Origin of the sequence: Nonomuraea turkmeniaca (genome assembly GCF_005889735.1) — a bacterium.
GTDB classification, from domain to species: domain Bacteria; phylum Actinomycetota; class Actinomycetes; order Streptosporangiales; family Streptosporangiaceae; genus Nonomuraea; species Nonomuraea turkmeniaca.
The window spans coordinates 1-6,253 of sequence record NZ_VCKY01000386.1 but is presented as its reverse complement, the minus strand read 5'-3'; the positions used below and the strand labels follow the sequence as shown (position 1 = coordinate 6,253).

Below are 6,253 nucleotides of genomic sequence, written 5' to 3'. Positions count from 1 at the left end.
CCTAAGGTGTGGTCCATCGTTTTTGTAAGGGCCGGTAGCCCGGCTCTCCACCGAGCCCACCGACGCCTTCTCGACCGGCCCAGCGGCGCCCCTCACCGAAGAGCCGCCCCCAAGCCCCGCGGGCCGTTGACCATGTCCGCTCCGCGAAGGCGGGCCCCGGCGGCCCTTGCCGGGCAACCAAGCGTGCGCTAGCTTGGCAAGCGATGAGCGCCGACACCTCCGCCTACTCGGCCGCCTGCGCACGCGGCGAGCTGGTCATCCAGCGCTGTACGGCCTGCGACCGGCGGGTCCACCTCCCCGAGGCGACGTGCCCCTGGTGCGGCGGCGGCGAGCTCGTGTTCGAGCCGGTCTCCGGCGAGGGCACGGTGCACACGTTCACGGTCGTGCACCGCTCGTTCGCCCCCGCCTACCGGGGGCGGGAGCCGTACGTGATGGCCTGGGTGGACCTGCCGGAGGGCGCCCGCGCGTTCGGGCACGTGGTGGGGTGCGCGCCGGAGGAGGTACGCATCGGGATGCCGGTGCGGGTCACGTTCGTGGAGGAGTTACCGCATTGGAGGCCCGCGTGAGGCTCGGCAACGTGCTGATCCCCGTCACCGACCTGGACGAGGCGATCGCCTTCTACGGCCTGCCGGTGAAGTTCAGGGACGGCGACAGGTTCGCGGCGCTGGACGGCGGCGGGATCACCGTGGCCCTGGCCGGTCCGGCCGAACACGTCACGGGGTCGGCGGCGCCGTCGTACAAGGTGGACGACGTGGCTCTGACCGTGCGGGAGATGTCGGCGCGCGGGGCCGAGGTGGTGCGGGGGCCCGAGGCGGGGCCGCATGAGACGCGGGCCGTGCTGCGCGATCCCTCAGGAAACGTCTTCGTGCTCTATTCACCTCACTGAGCATTCACCTCGCTGGACGCTCGCCCCTCTGAAAACTTGGAGGCACCCCCATGGCGCGATCACCCTACGGCAACTACGGCCACGCGATCTTGACCGCCGGCGCGATGCGCACGCCCGACCGGGTGGCGCTGACGTACTGCGGCGAGCAGAGCTTCACCTACGACGAGCTGAACAGGAACGTCAACCGCCGCGCCAACGCCCTCCTGGCCCAGGGGATCACGCCGGGGCAGCGGGTGGCGGCGCTGCTCAACGAGACGCTGCTGGTGGCCGAGGTCTACCTGGCGCAGGCCAAGATCGGGGCGGTCACGGCGGCGCTGAACTCGTACTGGCCGGTGGAGACGCTGCGTGACGTCGTGGCGGCCTCGGGGTGCACGGCGTTCGTCTACGACGCGACGGTCGAGCAGGTGGTGGAGCAGATCAAGGGGTCGCTACCCGGCGTGACCCAGTGGATCGACGCGCGGGAGCTCACCGGGGACTCGGACGAGGAGCCGCCGCTGGCCGGGTTCCACGACGATCCGCTGGCTCTCTACTACACCTCGGGCACCACGGGGCTGCCGAAGGCCGTGGTGCACACGCACGCGTCGTCGCTGGCGACCGCGCAGATCTGGCTCGACGTGCCGCGCGGCCCCGACTCGGTGTTCGGCACGGGCGCGATCATCTGGGGCATCGGCTTCCCCGCGATCGTCGGGCCGGCGCTCTATGCCGGGATGCGGCTGGTGCTGGAGCAGGACTGGGGCCCGGCGAACTTCCTGCGGGTCGTGCCGCGCGAACGGGTCACGCATGTGTCGCAGATCCCGTCGTTCTACGCGGCCCTGCTGGGCTCGGCGGAGCACGAAGGCGTGGATCTGTCGTCGATTCAGGTGATCATGCTGGGCGGCGAGCCGCTGACCGCGACCATGCTGGACCGGATCAAGGACAGGCTGCCGCAGGCGGGCGTGTTCTCCTACTACGGGCAGACCGAGGCCCCGTACACGTGTATGGGCCGGGTGGACGACGGCTCGACACCCCTAGGATCCTCCGGGCGGGCCCGTACCGGCAACGCCGTGCGGATCACGGATCCGCAGGGGAACCGGGTGATCGACGAGGTCGGCGAGATCAACCTGGCCGGACCGCACCGGATGGCCGGGTACGACGGCCTGCCGGACAAGACGGCGGAGGTGCTGCGCGGCGAGTGGTACGTGGGCGGCGACCTCGGCACGCTCTCCTCCGACGGCGTGCTGCGCGTGCTGGGCCGGCGGGAGGACTCGATACTCAAGGGCGGCGTGTGGTCGCAGCCGGTCGCGATCGAGGAGGCCGCCTCGGCCCTGGACGGAGTCGCCGAGGCCGGTGCGGTCGGGGTGCCCGAAGGGGCCTCCGAGCAGCGGATCCTGCTGGCGGTCGTACCGCGGGCCGGGCACTCGCTGGACGCCTCCAAGCTGGGGCTCGCCCTGGCCGACTCCCTTCCCGCCCATCAGCGGCCCGATCACATCGTGGTGGCCGAGGAACTCCCGCACTCGCAGGACGCCTCAGGCGGGCCGGGCAAACTCCTCCGCAGGGGGATCCGCGAGCAGTACGGGCACCTACCGGCGTGAGCGTGTACGAGCACGAGGTCAAAGCGCTGCTCAGCCAGGCCGGTGTGCCGGTGCCGCGCGGCGTCGTCATCCGTGACCTGGACTTCGCGGCCGCCGGGGACCTGGCCGAGCCGCTGGTGCTGAAGGCGTTCGGTCCTGGGCTGGTGCACAAGTCGGACGCCGGGGCCGTGGTGCTCGGCCTGCGCGCGGCGGACCTGGCGGCGGCCGCCGCGGAGATGCGGTCCAGGCTGCCCGACGTCGCCGGGTTCCTCGTCGAGGAGCAGGCGGACGCCGGGGTGGAGCTGATCGTGGGCGCCGTCAGGGACGTCGCGTTCGGCCCGGTGCTGCTGGCCGGGCTCGGCGGCGTGTGGACGGAGGCGTTACGGGACACGGCGCTGGGGCTCTGCCCGATCTCGGAGCGGGACGCGCGCCGCATGCTGGCCTCGCTGCGCGGGGCCCCGCTCCTGCACGGCTTCCGCGGGACGCCGCCCGTGGACGTGGACGCCCTGGTCAAGTTGCTCATGACGGTCGGCGGTCCCGGTGGGGTGTGGGAGCGGCTGGAGCTCGGCGAGTTCGAGCTGAACCCGGTCATCGCGGGCCCGTCGGGGGTCGTGGCGGTCGACGCCCGACATGTCCCCGCCGAGTCCGGGGAGACGGCGGCCGACCGGCGTACCGCGGACTTCCTGCCGCTCTTCGAGCCCAAGGCGGTGGCGGTCGTCGGGGCCTCCACCACCAGGCCGAACTTCGGGAACATGTTCCTCGACTTCTACAAGAGCGCCGGAATCCCGCTGGTGGCCGTCCATCCCGAGGCCGACGAAGTGGCCGGGGTGCGCGCGGTGCCGTCGCTGGCGCACACGGAGGTCGACTACGCGCTCGTCGCCGTACCCGCCGGACGCTGCCCGGAAGTGGTGCGGCAGGCCGCGGGCGTGCCGTTCGTGCAGGTGATGAGCGGTGGCTTCGGGGAGGCGGGCCGCGCCGGGCTGGAGGACGAGCTGGTCGAGGCCGCCCGCGCGGCCGGGACACGCCTGCTCGGCCCCAACTGCATGGGCGTCTACTGCCCGCGCGGGCGCCAGACCTTCGTCGGCGGCGGGCTGGGCCCCGCGGGATCGGTGGCATTGATCTCACAGAGCGGCGGGCTGGCCGGAGAGGTGATCAAGGTCGGGGAGCAGCGTGGGCTGGCCTTCAGCCGGGTCGTCACCGTGGGGAACGCGGCCGACGTCACCCCCGCCGAGCTGCTGCGCTGGCTCGCCAAGGACCCGGAGACGGGAGCCGTCGGCCTGTACCTGGAGGATCCGCGCGACGGCCGGGAGCTGTACGAGGCGCTGCGCGCGACCGACCTGCCCGTGGTGCTGCTGGTGGGCGGGCGCAGCGGACAGGGGCGGCAGGCGGCCGCCTCGCACACCGGCGGCATGGTCAGCGACCGGCGGATCTGGGAGACGGTGGCCGAGCAGGCCGGGGCCGCGCTGGTGTCCAGCCAGGACGACCTGATCGGGGTGCTGGCCTTCTTCCAGGCACACGGCACGCGGGTCACCGAGGGTGACGGGGTGCTGGTGGTCGGGCCGAGCGGGGGCGCGAGCGTGCTGGCGGCGGACGCGTTCGACGCGGCCGGGGTACGCCTGGACCCGCTCCCCGGCGACGTACTGGACGAGCTGCGCGGGCTCGGGGTGGCGGCGTCCGGCAACCCCCTCGAGGTGCCCGTGGGGCCGCTCGGGCGGGCCGGGCTGGTGCCCGAGGTGATCGACGTGATCGTCCGGCGACGGCCGTGCCGGGACGTCGTGGCCCACGTGAACGTCCAGGCGTTCTTCACGTACGGGAACGCGGCCGAGCCCCTGTACGCCTACACGCGGGCGCTGGCCGGGGCGCAGGGCGCGCTGCCGCGTACGCGGGTCACCCTCGTCACCAGGAACGGCGAGTGCGCGCCCACGGGCGTGGAGGACGAGGTGCGGCGGATCGCGGCGGAGGCCGGGATCCCCGTCTACCGGACCATGGAGGCGGCCTCAGTAGCCATCACTGGGGCCGTCGCGGCAGGAGGTCGCTATGGGACTGCTTGACGGCAAGGTCGCGCTCATCACGGGCGGGGCGCGGGGCATGGGTGCGGCGCACGTACGGCTGTTCCTCGAGGAAGGCGCGCGGGTGGTCTTCGGTGATGTGCTGGACGAGGAGGGCAAGGCGCTGGCGGAGGAGACCGGCGCCACGTACGTCCACCACGACGTGCGGAACCCGGCCGAGTGGGAGCGTGCCGTCGCGACAGCCGTGGACATGCACGACAAGCTGGACGTGCTGGTCAACAACGCCGGGATCCTGAAATTTCGCCGGATCGCCGATATGTCGCTCGAAGAGTTCGACCAGATCGTCGACGTGAACCTCAAGGGGACCTGGCTGGGGATCAAGTCGGTGATCGAGCCCATGAAGGCGGCCAGGCGGGGCGCGATCGTGAACATCTCCTCGATCGAGGGCTTCGTCGGCGCCGAGGGGTTGTCGGCGTACGCGGCCTCGAAGTTCGGGATCCGGGGCATCACCAAGTCGGCGGCGCGCGAGCTGGCCCCGTTCAAGATCCGGGTGAACTCGGTGCACCCGGGCGCGATCAACACCGCCATGGCCATGGACCCGGAGATGGCGAAGGAGGTCGACGCCGAGGCGTTCGTGAAATCCATGGTCATCAAGCGCTTCGCCAAGCCGGTGGAGGTGTCGCACGTGGTGGCGTTCCTGGCCTCGGACCGGGCCAGTTACTGCACGGGGAGCGAGTTCACCGTGGACGGCGGCCTGCTGACCGGCGCAGGATACTGAGTTAGCACCTCTAGGTAGATCTTTTTACGTTAAACCACCCTCGCTTGGACATTTCTGGCAGCATCCTGACCTGGGCTTACGTAGTCGACCAAGACGTGACCATCTCTTGGTGTGTGCTTGACCTGCACAGACGGCACGGTAGCCTCAGCTCATCACAAAAGCGACAAGCCTCCGGTTTTGTCACACGTGTCCCTGGTTGCTCCCCTTACCCATGGCTGCGTGGATAAACCCGGTTTGCCCGGAAGGTTTTCCACGCTTCCATGACGCCAGAGATGCAGAAGTTCATCGAGCTGCTCGAGAGCCAGCTCGGCTACTCCGAGAAGGCGAGCGGGTACACCAAGTTCGGCGAGTGGTACGGCAAGAACGTCGAGTTCGACGCCGACTACAGCGGCGCCCCCTGGTGTGAGATGTACCTCTCGTGGGCCGCGCACAAGCTCGGCTACGAGGAGTGGGTCGGGCAGTTCGCGTGGACGGTGGCACACGCGAAGTGGTTCAAGGAGCAGGACGCCTGGGGCAAGAAGCCCAAGCCCGGCGCGTTCGTCTACTACGACTGGAGCGGGTCGAACGACCTCGACAACATCGACCACGTCGGCATCGTCACCAAGGTCGAAGGCGACAAGATCTTCACCATCGAGGGGAACATCGACGGCGGCGTCGCCAAACGCAAGGAACGTGACACCGGCAAGGTCGTCGGGTACGGGTACCCGGAGCAGATCAAGGCCCGGCTGGACGAGGACGCGGCCCGGGAGGCCGCGGAGGCCAAGAAGAAGGCCGAGGAGCAGGCGTCAGTGCCGCCCGGGCCCGGCACCGACGTGGGCGTGCTGCAGATGCCGGACGAGTCGCTCACTGGAGGGAGCGAAGCGACCGAAGAGACGAAGGAAGACACAGGCTCCCAGCGACCGCACCCGCGATCCGAAGGATCGCCATGAACACTGACGCCGCAGGACTGGGCAAGGGCAGGGCGGTCGCGTTCGTCCTGCCCGCGCTCGCCCTCATCGCCGTCTTCCTCGTCTTCCCCGCGCTGTGGACC

At 70.7% G+C, this 6,253-nt stretch carries 6 protein-coding genes; all 6 read left to right on the top strand.

Annotated elements, in window-relative coordinates:
• The first annotated feature begins 203 nt into the window (after nt 1–203).
• The 6 genes from ETD86_RS51855 to ETD86_RS51830 all read left to right on the top strand — a co-directional run bounded on the left by ETD86_RS51855 (nt 204) and on the right by ETD86_RS51830 (nt 6,152).
• Nucleotides 204–566, top strand: coding sequence for a Zn-ribbon domain-containing OB-fold protein (locus ETD86_RS51855; protein ID WP_138673978.1), 363 nt, complete (start codon nt 204–206; stop codon nt 564–566).
• A complete protein-coding gene (locus ETD86_RS51850; protein ID WP_246149485.1) occupies nt 563–886 on the top strand; it encodes a VOC family protein in 324 nt (107 codons plus the stop codon). The genes ETD86_RS51855 and ETD86_RS51850 overlap by 4 nt, the downstream gene beginning before the upstream one ends.
• A 50-nt stretch (nt 887–936) precedes the next feature.
• Nucleotides 937–2,457, top strand: a complete 1,521-nt coding sequence (locus ETD86_RS51845; protein ID WP_138673976.1) for a class I adenylate-forming enzyme family protein — start codon at nt 937–939, stop codon at nt 2,455–2,457.
• A complete protein-coding gene (locus ETD86_RS51840; protein WP_138673975.1) occupies nt 2,454–4,487 on the top strand; it encodes an acetate--CoA ligase family protein in 2,034 nt (677 codons plus the stop codon). Before ETD86_RS51845 ends, ETD86_RS51840 begins: the two co-directional genes overlap by 4 nt.
• Nucleotides 4,474–5,223 (top strand): glucose 1-dehydrogenase, encoded by a 750-nt coding sequence (locus ETD86_RS51835; RefSeq protein ID WP_138673974.1) that lies wholly within the window; start codon nt 4,474–4,476, stop codon nt 5,221–5,223. The genes ETD86_RS51840 and ETD86_RS51835 overlap by 14 nt, the downstream gene beginning before the upstream one ends.
• Nucleotides 5,224–5,495: 272 nt before the next feature.
• Complete coding sequence (locus ETD86_RS51830) at nt 5,496–6,152, top strand: CHAP domain-containing protein (RefSeq protein ID WP_170223764.1); 657 nt, start codon at nt 5,496–5,498, stop codon at nt 6,150–6,152.
• The last annotated feature ends 101 nt before the right edge of the window (nt 6,153–6,253 follow it).

Coding starts and splice junctions, on each gene's coding strand:
- ETD86_RS51845 (WP_138673976.1), top strand. CDS start 937: ATGGCGCGATCACCCTACGGCAACTACGGCCACGCGATCTTGACCGCC.
- ETD86_RS51830 (WP_170223764.1), top strand. CDS start 5,496: ATGCAGAAGTTCATCGAGCTGCTCGAGAGCCAGCTCGGCTACTCCGAG.
- ETD86_RS51835 (WP_138673974.1), top strand. CDS start 4,474: ATGGGACTGCTTGACGGCAAGGTCGCGCTCATCACGGGCGGGGCGCGG.
- ETD86_RS51855 (WP_138673978.1), top strand. CDS start 204: ATGAGCGCCGACACCTCCGCCTACTCGGCCGCCTGCGCACGCGGCGAG.